Source organism: Bordetella muralis, from assembly GCF_965139205.1.
Classification (GTDB): domain Bacteria; phylum Pseudomonadota; class Gammaproteobacteria; order Burkholderiales; family Burkholderiaceae_B; genus Bordetella_A; species Bordetella_A muralis.
In genome coordinates this window covers 26,417-39,237 of sequence record NZ_CBCSIU010000012.1, presented here as the reverse complement: position 1 = coordinate 39,237, position 12,821 = coordinate 26,417, and the positions used below count along the sequence as shown (strand labels likewise).

Sequence of the window (12,821 nt, the reverse complement as noted above, 5' to 3'; positions counted from 1 at the left end):
GGTGGCGGGAACGCCGCCGGCGTAGGTGCGGTAGCTGACGCCCTATGCCTGGTTTGCCGCCGCTTTGCCGCGCACTTGTACGCCTGCGGTGTCTTCTACGTAGCGAATGATTTCGGTCAGGTCTGCGTCGCTGCCGAGTTTGTCGCGTGCGTCGTTGAGCAGCTTGCGCGCGGCATCGCCGACTCGCAGCGGTACGCCGAGCTGCTCGCTTTCTTCGAGGCAGAGGCGTACGTCTTTGGTGGACAGGCCTATTGCAAAACCGAAGTCAAAGCTGCGGGTCAGCACGAAGCGTGGGATTTTGTCTTCCGACGCATTGGTGCGGCCCGAACCGGAGTTGATGATTTGCACCATGACGTCTGGATCGAGGCCAGCCTTGACGCCCATCACCATCAGTTCGGAGGTGATGCTCAGTGCGGTCACGGAGATCAGGTTGTTGATGACCTTCATGGTCTGGGCCATGCCGGGCTTTTCACCGACGTAAACGGGTTTGCCCAGCACGTTGAAGATGTCCTGCAGTTGCTCGAAACGCTCGCGCGGACCGGAAATCATGAGCGCCAGGGTGCCGCGTGTGGCGCCTGTGACGCCGCCGCTGACCGGGCAGTCGATGCTCTGGATATTGGCTGCTGCCAGGCCATCGGCCAGGGTACGCGCCGCGGCGGAGCCGCTGGTGGACAGGTCGATCACGGTACGCACCGCTTTGCCGCGCGCCAGACCCTGTTCGCCCAGTGCCACGGCGATGACGATATCGGGGGTGGGCAACGATACCAGCACGGTGGCGGCGCTGTCGGCCACGGCTTTGGGGGACTCTGCGATGAGCGCGCCTTTGTCTTTCAGCGCTTGCAAGGCCTCGGGTTGCGTGTCGTAGATGGTCAGGGTGTAGCCTGCATTCAGCAGCCGTTCTGCCATCGGGGTGCCCATGCGGCCGATGCCGATAAAGCCTAGATGTTTTTCCGTTGTCATGATGTGTCTGTCACTCGTGCAAAAGGGGAAGGGGATTCAGGCGGCCGTCCAGCCGCCATCGATGGGCAAGGTCGCGCCGGTGATATCGCTGCCGGTGTCGGCGCAGAGAAAACAAATCAGGGCAGCCACGTTTTCCAGGGCCACAAACCGGCCGGTTGGTTGGCGTGCCGCGAGATAGTCGCGCTCGGCTTCCTCGACGCTTTGGCCCGACTGTTTGGCGATGGCGGCGATCTTGCTGACGATGGCGGGCGTAGGGGCGGTTCCGGGGGCGACGGCGTTGCAGGTGATGCCGCTGCCGGCGGTCTCGATGGCCAGGGCGCGGGTCATGCCCAGCAGCGCGGTCTTGGTGGTGATGTAGCCCACGCGGTTCGGCGCGGCGCCGCTGCCATAGACCGAGGATAGATTGATGATGCGGCCCCACTGCTGGGCGAGCATGCCGGGCAGGGTGAGGCGTGCCAGGTGAAAGGGGGCCGAGAGATTGACGGCGAGTCCTTCGTCCCAGTGGCCGCGAGGCAATTGATGGGCCGGCTCGAAATGCCGGATCACGGCGTTGTTGACCAGGATGTCGATGCGGGGAAATTGGGTCAATGCCTGGGCCGCCATGGCTTCGATCTGGTCTACGTCACGCAGGTCGGCTTGCAACAGCTCGACTTTGGCGCCGTGACGGTCTGCGATGGCATCGCGGGCTTGGCGTGCTTGGTCGTTGGCGTTGAGGCAATGCATGACAACCGACGCCCCGGCCGACGCCAATTGATCGGCGATGGCATATCCCAGACCGGCTTCGGCGCCGGTGACGAGTGCGTGGCGGCCTTTCAGCGGCGGATTCATGCGACGTCCCCGGCGGCCTTGGCCGGCATGGCATGTCGCACCAGCCGGATGTAATAGTCCAGGTCGCACGCTGCATCATGAAAATCCACGTTGCCTCGGTGGTTGCCGGCTGAGGTTCGGCCGGAGCGGCGCGCGTAGCGAATCGCGCACACGCTGAAAGAAGCGTATTCCAATGTCTGTCTCCTCCTGGTCGAGGTGTTGGTTTTTATTCAAATACAATAGGATTGTATTATAGTAATACATCATGCGGTGGCAAGAGGATGGTCCGGCGCCGCATCTAATTTGTGGAGAAAAACTATCATGGCATTAAGGCCCGAATTCCAATCCGAGCAGTTCCAGAAGGGGCTGGAGGTGCGTCGAGCTGTTGTAGGTGACGCCTATGTCGACAAGTCGCTAAACAGCGCCGACGACATGAGCGCGCCGCTGCAAAAGCTGGTGACGGAGTACTGCTGGGGGGATGTGTGGACCCGGCCCGGGCTGGAGCGCAAAACCCGTAGTTTTCTCAATCTGGCGATGTTGATCGCTCTGAATCGGCCGAACGAGTTGCGGTTGCATATGCGTGGCGCTGTCAATAACGGCGTGACGAAGGATGAAATTGTCGAGGTGATTCTGCAGGCGGCTATTTATTGCGGTGTGCCGGCGTCGTTGGATGCCATGAAGGCGGCGCATGAGGTAATCGCTGAGATGGAAAAAGAAGGCGTATTGCCGTAAAGCATCATCGGCGCTGCTGCAGATATGCCAGATGCGTGCCGATGGCGAAGAGCTGTCGGCACGCCATAACGAGGAGACATCAGTATGAAGAACGATTCGATCGCGTTTATCGGTCTAGGGGCGATGGGCCTGCCGATGGCGCGTAATCTCGTCAAGAACGGGTTTGCGGTGACGGGATATGACTTGAATCCGCAGGCGCTGGATGCGCTGGTGCAGGCGGGTGGCAAGCGCGCCGCAAGTGCGCGCGAGGCGGTGGCTGGTGCAGGGCTGGTGATCACGATGCTGCCCACGGCGGCGCACATTCGTGCCGCGCTGGAGGGCCCCGATGGCGCGTTGCAATCGCTCTCGGAGGCGTCGCTGTTGATCAATATGTCGACCATCCTGCCGCATGAGACGGATGCCATTGCCGCGCTGTTGGAGGCGCGCGGCCTGAGGATGCTGGATTCCCCGGTGGGGCGATCTGCGATGGAGGCAGAGCGAGGCACCTTGCTGATTCTGGCCAGTGGCGCGGCCGGCGACAAGGCTCGCGCAGAGGAAGCATTGCTCTGCATGGGCAATCAGATCATTGATTGTGGCGAGGTGGGCGGTGGTTCTCGTGTAAAGGTGATCAACAACTTCATGGGGATCTCGCTCAATGCCTTGACGGCCGAGGCATTGACGCTGGCCGAGGCATGCGGGCTGAGCGTGGAGCTGGCGTTGCAGGTGATGCGTGGGACGATCGCAGGCCAGGGCCATATGAATATCACGTATCCGAACAAGGTGTTGCGCGGCGACTTGTCGGCAGGTTTTCAGGTCGACCTCGCGCATAAAGACCTGGGCCTGGCCCTGGAGCTGGCATCGCGCAGCCGTGCGTGTGTGCCGATGGGTAGCGCCGCGTATCAGTCGTATACTGCTGCGCGGGCGCAAGGCAGGGGCGCGCAGGATTACAGCGCTATTTATCCCTTGATGCGCAGTCTGGCAGGATTGCCTGAGGCGCTGCCATATATCGTGGATACGCCGGTCAATGCGGATCCCTTTGGAAAGTCGGCGGCGCGNTGAGTGGCGCCGGCGACTTTCGGGGCGATCATCGTTCGTGGGCGTTGATCGTTTTCGGCTTGGTTAATCGGCTGGTTAGTCCGCGCTCTCGGACTGTAGCGATTCCTGCAGGATTTTGATCGCGACGTCGGCGGCATTACGCACGTGGCGTCGCGCCGCTGCGCGTGCGGCCTTGCCATCACGCGCCTCTAGTGCCTGCAGCAGCTCGGTGAGCTCGGCGATGCTGTGTTTGGATCGGCCAGGGGCCTGGATTGAGGTCGAGCGCAGCAGCATGACGCGGGAGTTCAGCAGGTGCAGGCTGTTGGTCAGCGCCTCGTTGCCCGCCCCATCCAGCAATTGCTGATAAAAGGCGTTTTTCGCGGCCAGCTGCTGCAGCGCGGTGCCACGGGGCAGGGTGCGTTTCATCGCCTCCAGGGCTTTGCGCAATGCGATCAGTTGCGCCTGCGTGGCATGCTCGGCGAAAAGCTCACAGGCCAGGCCTTCGAGTTCCTCGCGGACTTGGTAGATGCCGCGCGCCTGTTCGGGCGAGAGCCGGGCGACGACGGGGCCGCGATGAGGAATGACGAGGATCAGGCCCTCGGATTCCAGCTGGCGCAAGGCCTCGCGCACCAAGGTCCGGCTGACACCGGTCATCTCGCACAGGTCACGCTCGGGCAATCGTTCACCGGGCCGGAACCTGCCGACCAGGATGGCGTTGCGTATATTTTCTGTCACGCTGTGCCTCAGCACTGAAGCGACGCGTTGGACCTTGAAATCGTCTTGTGGCTCTACGTGGGCAGTCATGGGCGTAATGCAAAAGGTATCCAGAGCATATTTCGAGCGCCCCGGATACCGTTGGGTGCGCCCGTCGATTATTGCGTCTTGCCTAATACCTTTCGAACACGATCCAGGTAGGCAGGGCCATCGAATCCAACTTGCTGGGCACGTTTGTTCCAAGCATCGTATGCGGATCCTATATATTGCGGCTGCATTAGTTTAGCCCTTTCTTCATCCGGTGCGACCCAGAAGGTCACGCCGTTCTTTTCCATTGCTTGGCGTGCGTTGGCGACAAACTGGTCGTATTGGCTGAAGGCGTCGTGTTGTACGCCGTCCATGGCGTTTTGGACCTGTTTCTGCACGTCGGGCGGCAGTTTTTCCCAACTGTCGGGGTTAACGAGTATGGCCCAGCCGTTGATCGGGCCGAGGCTCCAGTTCTGGACGTTCTTGGCGATGCGCCAGAATTCCAGCGATCCGCCCACGCACATCGAGATAAACAGGCCGTCGATGACGCCACGCTCCAGCGCCGGGAAAATCTCGGTGGTGGGCATGGCGACCGGCTTGCCGCCCAGGGCGTTGACGACTTCGGCGGTCTGGGGATTGTGCACGCGCAGGCGTTTGCCCTTGAAGTCCTCGATCTTGTGGATGGGGTCCTTGGAAAACAGCTGTTGGGTGCACCAGGTGCCCTCGGCGAGCACGATGGCGTTCCATTTGTCTTTCCAGATTTTGCGGGTGTCTTCGCACCAGAAGGCGTCGCAGACCTGTTTGTACTCTTTGATGTCGTTGATGAGCCCCGGTAGGTTAAAGATGCCCATGCGTGGCTCGTCGGCAGCCAGATAGGTGTGCAGGGCAGCGCTCATGTCCACGCGGCCTTCGCGAACCGCGGTCGCCATTTGGGCGGGCGGCACCAGCGAGTCGCTGACGGTGACCTTGACCTTGCCGCCGGTGGCTTTGGCGACGCGATCGGGAACGGACGCGGTGAGAATGGAATAGCCGTCGCCGGGCGAGGTGATGACAGCCATGGTCAGGTCATAGGTCTGTGCCTGCGAGGCGCCGGCCCATAGGGTGACACCGAGGGCGGCAGAGAGCGCTAATGACCGTAGCCGCGAGGGCGGGCGAGTGGGGTGATTCATGTTGCTCCTCCTGGATGGTGCGCGGTGCGCTGTGTGAATTTGTGATCATTCGATAATACAATATGCCTATAATATCGTCATAGCATTTCTCGGGCGATCGGTCTCGCTCAGGGAAAACACCATCGCGCACAAAGCGTCGAGGAGACAAACATGAGCAGCATTGATATGCCGATGCAGGCGCCGGCAGAGGCGGCCATATCGCCAGGCGCGTCGCCTTATCCATTGGATGGCAGCGCAGATTTCAGCCTGATTCGAGGGATGGTTGGTATTACCCGATGCTCCGGGGCGCTCGCGACGGCAGCACTGCTGTTGATGGCGCTGTCGATGTGCTATGAGATTTTTTCGCGCTACGTGTTTAATTCGCCGACTTCGTGGGCGACGGAAATCTCGGGTTATCTGCTGGTGGCAACGGTGTTTTTTGGATTGGCCGCGGCGCAGTCGGCGAATGCGCATGTCCAGGTGGAACTCTGGATCGACCGGGTGTCGTCATCGACGCGGGTGCAGCTCGAACTGCTGGGGCAATGGCTGGCGCTGCTGTTCAGCGTAGTGCTGGGATGGCAAATGGCCAGCTTTAATTTTCGCGAGTATGTGAATGACACGCGGGATTGGGGCCTGTTGTCGACGCCGCAGTGGATACCGCAGTTGTCTGTGTCGCTGGGGATGCTGACTTTCTGTCTGTCTATCCTGGTGGATATCTATCGTTTGCGTCCGCCCGCAGAGCATTGGCGTCGTTGGTTGGCGCCCGTTGTTTTGGGCATCATGGTCCTCGCGCTCGTGGGTTTAGGGGCCAATCCCGTGTCTATTGCCGGCAGCCGGATCGATTGGGGAATGGCGGTGATCGCCGTGGCGTTCATCATCGCGATGGGGGCGTGGAGCGGCAAGACCACGCTGGTGCAGTCGTTGATTCTCATCGGCGGGTGCGCCGCCTTGTATGCCTTGGTCCGTGGACAGTCGCTGGGCTGGGTGGCTGCGTTGCTCGTCGGCAGCATGATGCTGCTGCTGTTTCTCGGCGTACGTATCGGTGTGGCGCTGGGCATGGTGGGGTTGTTGGGCGTGTACTTTTTGTTGTCGCGTCCACAGCTTTCATTGCTGGCCGAGCGGGCCTGGAGCAGTACGAATACTTTTACGTTGACGGCCGTTCCCATGTTTATTTTCATGGGCGGACTGCTGCTGCGCAGTGGGATTACGTCCGGCATGTTTGACGCATTGGTGCGCTGGTTCGGCCGCGCGCCGGGTGGCCTGGCGCATGCCTCTGCGGGGGCGTCTGCGATCTTCGCTGCCGTGTCCGGATCCAGTCTGGCCACAGCCGCGACGTTGGGGAAAGTCGCCTGCCCGGACATGATCGAGCGCGGCTATAGCCCGAGGTTGACGTATGGAGTCGCGGCCGCGGGCGCGACGCTGGGTATTCTGATTCCACCTAGTATCCCGATGATCATCTATGGGACGACGGTGGGGGCTTCGGTGACTCACCTGTTTCTCGCCGGCATGATTCCGGGTCTGTTGCTGATGGGCGTGTTTATGCTGGGTGCGCTGGTATGGGCACTGGCGGTGCCGGGGGCAGCGCCGCCCGCGCGCGCCTACACCATGCGTGAAAAGCTCACGGCCTCGCGCGGCATGGTGCCGTTCGTGATTATCATCGGCGCGGTACTGGGTTCTATGTATGCGGGGATCGCCACGCCGACCGAGGCTGCCGCCATTGGCGCCGTCAGTGCGTTCGTGCTCTGCCTGCTGCGCGGCAAACTGAATTGGCGAGCGCTGGTGGAGATCGCCTATGACGCGGCGAAAGTCACAGCCTTGTTGCTGCTGATCGTAGTAGGCGCGGGTATTTTCAGTTGGGTGTTCGACTATCTGAGGTTGCCGCGCGAAGTCGTCAACCTCATTCAGGGAGCTGATTTCTCGCCCATCGTCGTGATGGGGGCGATGGTGTTGATTTATCTGGTCCTGGGCATGTTCGTGGAGTCGATCGCGATGATGCTCATGACGCTGCCGGTGACCTATCCGATCGCCATGGCTCTCGGGCTGGATCCGATCTGGTTTGGTGTTTTTCTGGTGCTGATGATCGAGGTGGGTCTGATCACGCCGCCTCTCGGCATGGTGCTGTTCGTGTTGCGCAGCATGAATGATAAGGCCCGGTTCGGTGACATTCTCCGCGGCGCGTTGCCGTTCGTGCTGATCATCCTGCTCTTTTTGGGCCTGATTTACGCCTTTCCGCAGATCGTAATGTGGCTTCCTGAACAAGTGAAATGAAACCATGACTCAAACCGCTGATTCCGATGCGATTTCCCCGTCTGTTCAACTATCGCGTTTCGTCGCTGGCTCGCGTTGGGAGGATGTGCCGGCAGAGGTACGACATGCCGCGCGCCGGGCGATTCTGAATTTTTTCGCCGTGGCGATTTCTGCGGCACGCACGCCGTCGCTGGATATTGCGGTGCGTACGTATGCGCGCTTTTCGGCGGGACCGCAGGCGAGTCTGGCGGGCCGGCCGGATCGTGTGGATGTGTTGAGCGCTGCCGCATTGAATGCGATGGCGGCGAATGTGTTCGACTTTGACGACACGCATCATCCGACCATTATTCATCCCTCGTCGCCGATTGCGCCGGTGTTGTTCGCCTTGGCAGAGACGCGGCCCATGAGTGGACAGGAATTGCTACATGCCTTTGTGCTGGGGGTCGAGGTGGCCTGCCGTATCGGCAACGCGATCTCGCCGGAACATTATGCGCGTGGCTGGCATATCACCTCGACGTGCGGCGTGTTTGGCGCAGGGCTGGCAGCGGCAAAATCGCTGGGGTTGGATGTGCGGCAGAACGTGCATGCATTAGGCGTCGCTGCGGTGCAGGCGGGTGGTTTGGTGGAGGCGTTAGGTACCGGAGCCAAGAGCGTCAGCGTGGGCAATGCTGCACGCAATGGGTTGCTGTCGGCGTTTCTGGCTGCTGAGGGTTTTGATGGGCCGGCGCTGCCGTTGGAAGGAGAGCGCGGGTTCTTGAGAGTCGTCAGCGACAGTCCGCGGCTGACTGCGATGACAGAACGGCTCGGGGATAGCTGGGAGCTGTTGAATAACGCATACAAGCCGTATCCCTGCGGCGTGGTGCTGAATCCCGTCATAGATGCCTGCCTGGAGCTGTCCTCGGATCCGCGTATCCAGGATGGCGGATGGCGCGGTATTTCCCGTATTGCGTTGACGGGTCATCCCTTGTTGCGCCAACGGACGGATCGTCCCGATGTCACGAGCGGCCGCCAGTCTCAAGTGTGCGCGCAACATGCCGTGGCTGTGGCATTGGTGCGTGGCTGCGCCGGTCTCACGGAGTTTTCGGATGAGGCGGTGGCCGATCCTGTTTTACGCGGACTCGGTCAGCGGCTGGTGTTCACCGACGATCCCGCCATGTCGGTCGATGCGGTCAAGTTGCGCATTGAGTTCAGCGACGGCTCGGTGTTGCAGCGTGAGGTCACCGAACCGCGCGGCTCGTTGGCACGTCCGCTGGAGGACGACGCCATCGAGCAGAAGCTGCGTGACTTGGTGCGGTATGCCGGCGTGGACGTCGATGCCGATCGTCTGATTGATTCGGTCTGGTCATTGGAGACGGCTGGCGATGCCGCGTTGCCTATGCGCCTGGCCGCCACACGTAAATAGGAGACATTGCATGAAAAAGAAAATCATCGGGGCGATGATGGCCGCGTTGTTGATGGGCAGCGCCGCCCGGGCGGAATTTCCCGACAAGGCGATACGCATTGTTGTTCCCTTCGCTGCCGGTGGCGGTGTGGATACATTGGCCAGGCCATTCGCAAAGGAACTGGGTGAGATTCTCGGTCAGAGTATCGTGGTCGAAAACAAGGCCAGCAATACGGGGCAGATCGGCGCAATCGATGTTGCTCGATCGACGGCTGACGGCTATACATTGCTGTTGAGTTCGGCGGCTTTCGGGACGACGCCCGCGTTCTATCCGCAGGTTCCGTATGACCCGATCAAGGATTTCAGCCCGGTGATGATCATGGCGGCTGCGCCGCAAGTGCTGGTCGCCAGCAATAATTTCAAGGCAAAGTCGCTGCAGGATGTATTGGCTCAGGCCAAGCAGTCTGACAAGATCAATTTTGCCTTGTCCGCGAGTACCGGGATTCAGGCGCTGGCAACGGCAATGCTGGCTAAGCAGGCTGGTGTGGATTTCACGAAGATTCCGTACAAGGGCGCTGGCGCTGCTTTCGTCGACTTGATCAGTGGCGAGGTGGACCTGATGATCGACAATCCTGCGTCTTCGTTGGTGCACGTGCGCTCGGGAAAACTGCGGCTGTTGGCGACGACAGGCGCGAAACGGATGAGCATTTTGCCGGATGTTCCGACGGTGGCGGAAACCTTGCCGGGGTTCGAGGCTCGTAATTGGTTCGTGCTCGCGGCCCCGGCCGGAACGCCGCCCGCCGTCATCGACAAGCTGAACGCAGCGGCACGGACGGCACTGAGTACGCCGGCAATGAAGGAAATGCTGGCACGTGACGGGGTAGACCTGGTGGCGAACAGTCCGGCGCAGGCTTCAGAATTCCTGAGGGCGGAAGCCGCAAAGTGGGGCGCCTTGGTCAAGGAGTCGAATCTGCAGGTGCAGTAGACGTGATGATTGATTCGCGTTGCGGCAACTGCGCATGGATATAAACGTTCACTGCATCTTCCGATAGCGTGTCTTGAGATCGATAGTGGAGGCACGATCTATACAGCTGTACGGAACTAATCCAATGGATTACAATCGTAATTTGAATTGCGTAGTGGAGGTGCCTTCGTTCATTCGGCTTGCCGACAAGCTGCTCTGCCATGATGAGTATGCTGCTCTGATCACATATCTGGCTGAGCACCCCAAAGCGGGTGACTTGGTAGAGGGAACCGGCGGCGTGCGCAAATTGCGCTGGGGCAGAGGCGGGCAAGGCAAGAGGGGTGGGGTTCGTGTTATCTACTATTTTTACAATAGCTCCATGCCGCTTTACCTACTGACATTGTTTGCCAAGGGTGACAAGCTTAATCTCAGTAAAGCTGAACGTAATGAATTAGCGGATATGGTTGGCCTATTGGTAAAAATTTGGAAAGGACGAAAGTCATGAACAAGGCATTCGACATCATCAAGCAAGGCTTGCAAGAGGCCATTGATGACGCTCGTGGTAACGAGATTGGTGTCAGGGTGCATCGACCTCGGCCTGTTGATGTGAAGGCAGTCCGAGCCAAGGTGGGCATGACCCAGGAACAGTTTGCTGGGTGGTTTGGTTTTTCGACAGCAACACTGCGGCACTGGGAGCGCGGTGACAGAGTGCCTCGTGGCCCAGCGTTGGTATTGTTGAACGTGATTGAACGTAATCCTGGTGCAGTGATAAAAGCATTGCAGTCTTGACAATCCGAAGAGCGCGCGAAGGGGCTGTTCGTCCCTGACACGGAGTTCTCTCAAGCCCCCTCATCCCGTCTAGCCCACGGCTGACTGGCGTAGCATTGCGCCAGATAATCGATGAAAGCCTGCACGCGGGCAGGGCGTTTGCGTCCTGGTGGCGTCAGGATATGCAAGGCGATGGGTTCGACCTGCCATTCATCCATCACGGTTTCCAGACGGCCTGCCTCGATATCCTGCCAGACCAGGAACTCCGGCTGCAGCGCCAGGCCGAGGCCGGCTGTCAGCGCATGCGTCAGGGCTTCGGCGTTGTTGACGCGCAAGGGCGTATGCATGGATAGGCTGAATTCCCCATCACGTTCATGTTGAAAGCGCCAGCTGGGCCCTTTGTGGGAATACGCATATTGCAGGGCACGGTGCTCGGCGAGTTCGCTCGGATGCCGGGGCCGGCCATGGCGCTCGAAATAGGCGGGTGAGCCTACCAGCAGGAGGCGCACGTTGCATAGACGTTTGGCCAATAGGCTGGAATCAGACAGATTGGAAATGCGCACGGCAACATCGAATCGATTCGCGACGAGGTCTTTTTGCTCGTCGCTGAATTCGATGTCCAGACTCACGTCGGGATGGGATTCCATGAATTGAGGCAGGATGGGCGCCAGATGCGAGAGCCCGAAGGACATTGGCGCGGCAACGCGCACGAGACCGCGCAGGGCGGTGGCCTGTTCGGCCAGATCGGCCTCGACGGCTTCGCCCTCCTGCAGGATGCGGGTGGCGCGCTCTAGTGCAGCCAGTCCGCTCTCGGTCAAGGTCATGCGGCGGGAGGTGCGATGAAACAGCATGGTTTTCATGCGTGCTTCCAGACGCGTGATGGCTTTGGACACCGTGGCCTGCGACAAGGCGAAATCGCTGGCGGCGCGGGCAAAGGATCCTGTTTCGGCAACCTTGGCAAAGATCGCCCAGGCTTCCAGGTCTGGCAGTCTGTTCATGGATATTGGCGAAAGAGAGTGTTGTGCTGGATTCTACTGACCGCATGGCGCTGGGGGCAATGTGTCGCAGTCCGTTTGCCCAGGTGAGAGGGATCTGCTGATTGCTTCGCAAAGAGGCCGTTCCAGGCACGCGTGAAGAACGTGGCCTTGGCGTAATGACGAGTTCATGTCAATTTTGGAAAGGATGCTTTTCCAGTTTGACCCTTCTGATGACATCTATGGAGCCCTACACTGCTGCGCTGCGGCACTTTATTCGATCATCAACGAAGGGAGCAATGCGATGTCCAAGTATCTCGAAGTCCTGACCCCCCAGAATAGCCAGATCATTTTCATCGACCAGCAGCCGCAGATGGCCTTTGGCGTCCAGTCGATCGATCGTCAGGTGTTAAAGAATAATGTAGTGGGCTTGGCTAAAGCCGCGAAAGTGTTCGATATCCCAGCCACCATCACCACTGTGGAAACAGAAAGCTTCTCCGGCTTTACGTATCCCGAGTTGTTGGCCGTTTTTCCGGATCATCCGATCCTGGAGCGTACATCGATGAACTCGTGGGATGATCAGAATGTGCGTGATGCACTGGCCGCGCATGCTGCGCAAGGCCGCAAGAAAATCGTGGTTTCCGGCTTGTGGACCGAGGTCTGCAATACGACGTTCGCGCTGTCATGCCTGCATGACACGGACTATGAGATTTACATGGTGACCGATGCCTCAGGCGGCACCTCTGTCGACGCGCATAAGTACGCCATTGACCGCATGGTCCAGGCGGGCATTGTGCCGGTGACGTGGCAACAGGTGTTGTTGGAATGGCAGCGGGATTGGGCTCGCCGTGACTCGTACGATGCGGTGATGGGTATCGTCAAGGAACATTCCGGCGCTTATGGCATGGGTGTGGACTATGCCTATACGATGGTGCACAAGGCCCCCGAGCGTGTGAAGCACGGCGAGCGTATTGGCCCGAATCCGGCCAAGTAAGCGGAATCTAGCCAAGACCAGCCCCGGGCCTGCGCGGTCTGGGGCGCTTGCCATGCCTGCCGGCGTTTACCGGCGGCATCAAGAAAAGCTC

13 protein-coding genes and 1 pseudogene are annotated in these 12,821 nt (G+C 59.9%); 8 read left to right on the top strand and 6 right to left on the bottom strand.

The window, feature by feature from the left end; all coding sequences use genetic code 11:
• Nucleotides 1-42: 42 nt before the first annotated feature.
• Genes ACNA0I_RS17200 through ACNA0I_RS17190 form a run of 3 tightly spaced genes read right to left on the bottom strand, consistent with a single transcriptional unit; the run spans nt 43 to nt 1,961 of the window.
• Nucleotides 43-960, bottom strand: coding sequence for an NAD(P)-dependent oxidoreductase (locus ACNA0I_RS17200; RefSeq protein ID WP_415807222.1), 918 nt, complete (start codon nt 958-960; stop codon nt 43-45).
• Nucleotides 961-996: 36 nt separating this feature from the next.
• Nucleotides 997-1,788 (bottom strand): SDR family oxidoreductase, encoded by a 792-nt coding sequence (locus ACNA0I_RS17195; protein ID WP_415807221.1) that lies wholly within the window; start codon nt 1,786-1,788, stop codon nt 997-999.
• Nucleotides 1,785-1,961, bottom strand: a complete 177-nt coding sequence (locus ACNA0I_RS17190) for a hypothetical protein (protein WP_415807220.1) — start codon at nt 1,959-1,961, stop codon at nt 1,785-1,787. The genes ACNA0I_RS17195 and ACNA0I_RS17190 overlap by 4 nt, the downstream gene beginning before the upstream one ends.
• Nucleotides 1,962-2,088: 127 nt before the next feature.
• Here ACNA0I_RS17190 and pcaC point away from each other — a divergent pair, with 127 nt between their 5' ends.
• The gene (pcaC, locus tag ACNA0I_RS17185; protein WP_415807219.1) at nt 2,089-2,499 is read left to right on the top strand and encodes a 4-carboxymuconolactone decarboxylase; all 411 of its coding nucleotides are present in this window, start codon (nt 2,089-2,091) and stop codon (nt 2,497-2,499) included.
• Nucleotides 2,500-2,583: 84 nt separating this feature from the next.
• A pseudogene (yihU, locus tag ACNA0I_RS17180) lies at nt 2,584-3,533 on the top strand (sulfolactaldehyde 3-reductase); the annotation flags it as partial.
• 76 nt (nt 3,534-3,609) lie between these two features.
• On the opposite strand, the gene ACNA0I_RS17175 reads toward yihU, so the two are convergent.
• Together ACNA0I_RS17175 and ACNA0I_RS17170 are read right to left on the bottom strand one after the other, a co-directional pair.
• Nucleotides 3,610-4,317: a GntR family transcriptional regulator gene (locus ACNA0I_RS17175; protein WP_415807217.1), complete on the bottom strand. Its 708-nt coding sequence runs from the start codon at nt 4,315-4,317 to the stop codon at nt 3,610-3,612.
• A gap of 68 nt (nt 4,318-4,385) precedes the next feature.
• Nucleotides 4,386-5,423 carry a TRAP transporter substrate-binding protein gene (locus ACNA0I_RS17170; protein WP_415807216.1) on the bottom strand — a complete coding sequence of 346 codons (1,038 nt, stop codon included), beginning with the start codon at nt 5,421-5,423 and terminating at the stop codon, nt 4,386-4,388.
• Between the two features lie 150 nt (nt 5,424-5,573).
• Here ACNA0I_RS17170 and ACNA0I_RS17165 point away from each other — a divergent pair, with 150 nt between their 5' ends.
• The 5 genes from ACNA0I_RS17165 (at nt 5,574) to ACNA0I_RS17145 (ending at nt 10,783) form a co-directional block, all read left to right on the top strand.
• Nucleotides 5,574-7,670: a TRAP transporter large permease subunit gene (locus ACNA0I_RS17165; RefSeq protein ID WP_415807215.1), complete on the top strand. Its 2,097-nt coding sequence runs from the start codon at nt 5,574-5,576 to the stop codon at nt 7,668-7,670.
• 4 nt (nt 7,671-7,674) lie between these two features.
• Nucleotides 7,675-9,051 (top strand): MmgE/PrpD family protein, encoded by a 1,377-nt coding sequence (locus ACNA0I_RS17160; RefSeq protein ID WP_415807214.1) that lies wholly within the window; start codon nt 7,675-7,677, stop codon nt 9,049-9,051.
• A 10-nt stretch (nt 9,052-9,061) separates the two neighbouring features.
• Nucleotides 9,062-10,015, top strand: coding sequence for a tripartite tricarboxylate transporter substrate binding protein (locus tag ACNA0I_RS17155; RefSeq protein WP_415807213.1), 954 nt, complete (start codon nt 9,062-9,064; stop codon nt 10,013-10,015).
• Between the two features lie 124 nt (nt 10,016-10,139).
• On the top strand, nt 10,140-10,499 hold the full coding sequence (locus tag ACNA0I_RS17150) for a type II toxin-antitoxin system RelE/ParE family toxin (protein WP_415807212.1): 360 nt from the start codon (nt 10,140-10,142) through the stop codon (nt 10,497-10,499).
• Complete coding sequence (locus tag ACNA0I_RS17145; RefSeq protein ID WP_415807211.1) at nt 10,496-10,783, top strand: helix-turn-helix domain-containing protein; 288 nt, start codon at nt 10,496-10,498, stop codon at nt 10,781-10,783. The genes ACNA0I_RS17150 and ACNA0I_RS17145 overlap by 4 nt, the downstream gene beginning before the upstream one ends.
• 50 nt (nt 10,784-10,833) lie before the next feature.
• Here the strand turns inward: ACNA0I_RS17145 and ACNA0I_RS17140 are convergent, their stop codons facing one another.
• Nucleotides 10,834-11,760: a LysR family transcriptional regulator gene (locus tag ACNA0I_RS17140; RefSeq protein WP_415807210.1), complete on the bottom strand. Its 927-nt coding sequence runs from the start codon at nt 11,758-11,760 to the stop codon at nt 10,834-10,836.
• A gap of 280 nt (nt 11,761-12,040) precedes the next feature.
• On the opposite strand from ACNA0I_RS17140, the gene ACNA0I_RS17135 reads away from it, so the two are divergent.
• Nucleotides 12,041-12,730 carry a hydrolase gene (locus tag ACNA0I_RS17135; RefSeq protein WP_415807209.1) on the top strand — a complete coding sequence of 230 codons (690 nt, stop codon included), beginning with the start codon at nt 12,041-12,043 and terminating at the stop codon, nt 12,728-12,730.
• Nucleotides 12,731-12,821 lie beyond the last annotated feature (91 nt).

Bases quoted from the DNA above. Each gene is read 5' to 3' on its own strand.
- ACNA0I_RS17200 (WP_415807222.1), bottom strand. From the start codon at position 960: ATGACAACGGAAAAACATCTAGGCTTTATCGGCATCGGCCGCATGGGC.
- ACNA0I_RS17195 (WP_415807221.1), bottom strand. From the start codon at position 1,788: ATGAATCCGCCGCTGAAAGGCCGCCACGCACTCGTCACCGGCGCCGAA.
- pcaC (WP_415807219.1), top strand. From the start codon at position 2,089: ATGGCATTAAGGCCCGAATTCCAATCCGAGCAGTTCCAGAAGGGGCTG.
- ACNA0I_RS17175 (WP_415807217.1), bottom strand. From the start codon at position 4,317: ATGACTGCCCACGTAGAGCCACAAGACGATTTCAAGGTCCAACGCGTC.
- ACNA0I_RS17170 (WP_415807216.1), bottom strand. From the start codon at position 5,423: ATGAATCACCCCACTCGCCCGCCCTCGCGGCTACGGTCATTAGCGCTC.
- ACNA0I_RS17165 (WP_415807215.1), top strand. From the start codon at position 5,574: ATGAGCAGCATTGATATGCCGATGCAGGCGCCGGCAGAGGCGGCCATA.
- ACNA0I_RS17160 (WP_415807214.1), top strand. From the start codon at position 7,675: ATGACTCAAACCGCTGATTCCGATGCGATTTCCCCGTCTGTTCAACTA.
- ACNA0I_RS17155 (WP_415807213.1), top strand. From the start codon at position 9,062: ATGAAAAAGAAAATCATCGGGGCGATGATGGCCGCGTTGTTGATGGGC.
- ACNA0I_RS17150 (WP_415807212.1), top strand. From the start codon at position 10,140: ATGGATTACAATCGTAATTTGAATTGCGTAGTGGAGGTGCCTTCGTTC.
- ACNA0I_RS17145 (WP_415807211.1), top strand. From the start codon at position 10,496: ATGAACAAGGCATTCGACATCATCAAGCAAGGCTTGCAAGAGGCCATT.
- ACNA0I_RS17140 (WP_415807210.1), bottom strand. From the start codon at position 11,760: ATGAACAGACTGCCAGACCTGGAAGCCTGGGCGATCTTTGCCAAGGTT.
- ACNA0I_RS17135 (WP_415807209.1), top strand. From the start codon at position 12,041: ATGTCCAAGTATCTCGAAGTCCTGACCCCCCAGAATAGCCAGATCATT.